General features: G+C 38.4%; 2 protein-coding genes. Both read right to left on the bottom strand.

The window, feature by feature from the left end; translation table 11 throughout:
* Positions 1-121 precede the first annotated feature (121 nt).
* Positions 122-310: a hypothetical protein gene (locus PA598K_RS36600; protein ID WP_185602258.1), complete on the bottom strand. Its 189-nt coding sequence runs from the start codon at positions 308-310 to the stop codon at positions 122-124.
* Between the two features lie 35 nt (positions 311-345).
* Positions 346-762 carry a hypothetical protein gene (locus tag PA598K_RS27500; protein ID WP_128660010.1) on the bottom strand — a complete coding sequence of 139 codons (417 nt, stop codon included), beginning with the start codon at positions 760-762 and terminating at the stop codon, positions 346-348.
* Positions 763-1,051: the final 289 nt, after the last annotated feature.

The raw sequence follows: 1,051 nt of genomic DNA, 5'->3' as shown, positions 1-1,051 counted from the left end.
TCGAAAAGCATGCTTTTCGAGACACACAAGAGAAAAGCAGCCCACAGGTACATGAGCTGCTTTTCAATTTCAGCAGATATTACTTTTTTATCCATGAGGGGTCAACCATACTTCAGTAATATCATTGTATATATTTTTCCAGAACGCTTTTCTTCAGTTCACTATATTGCTCATTTGTCGCTTGCATTGTTTTTTCTTCCATATCCCCTCCGGATATTTCAAACTTACCTTGCTCCAGAGAGTTAACCCAATATGCACCGTGTCTTTCATGCCACTTTAGAAATAAAATATATTCCTTACCTTCTTGCAAACAGGGATAAAAATTCATTAACAGCTTAATTACGATTACCTTTTCTCCATTCTCCTACTATACAGATAAAGTCCTACTGTCATGAGCAGGATGAAAATATCAAATGCAGCTATGCCTGCTCCCAGAACGGATAATCTGTTTCTGAAAATAAAGGTAAGCAGTAATAAAATCAAGCCAGCAACCGAGGATATCCAAGCAAGATTTTTTCCCCATTTGAGGTTAAAAGGAAGTGTGATCGGCGCTAAAACACCTGCTAGCAAGTTGGCGATCCAAAAAACCATAAAGTAAATCGGATAATCTGTAAAATACTCCACAACCGCCTGACCATAATTATGATCGGCATAGTAATCAACATTGTGAGAAAGCATCATAAAAAAATCATAAATGCCCATTACATACATAAAGGCTACAAACAACACAATTGGCCACATATGCCATGGTCTTTTTTTCATTGTATATCCCCCTGCTATTCCTGATCGACAATTATAATCAATAACCCGAATAATGGAAAGCACTCCCCCTAATGCTACAATCAGCATAATAAGACGAAGACCAAATCCTGTCAAGCTGAACCACGAAAAAACCGCCCCCCCAACAAACATCTACCAAAATAACGGTGGCAATTGGGTTAAGATTAATAGAAATGGGGAAAAGCGCAAGGCGAGACGCCTATGGCACAAGTCAAAGAAACGGCTCTCTTGGAGAATCAAACAATACTTCCTATAAACCTGAATTACGAAA

The organism is Paenibacillus sp. 598K, from assembly GCF_003851045.1.
Classification (GTDB): Bacteria; Bacillota; Bacilli; order Paenibacillales; family Paenibacillaceae; genus Paenibacillus_D.
Note: the sequence above shows the minus strand (reverse complement) of the source record. Positions and strands in the feature narration are given on the sequence as shown.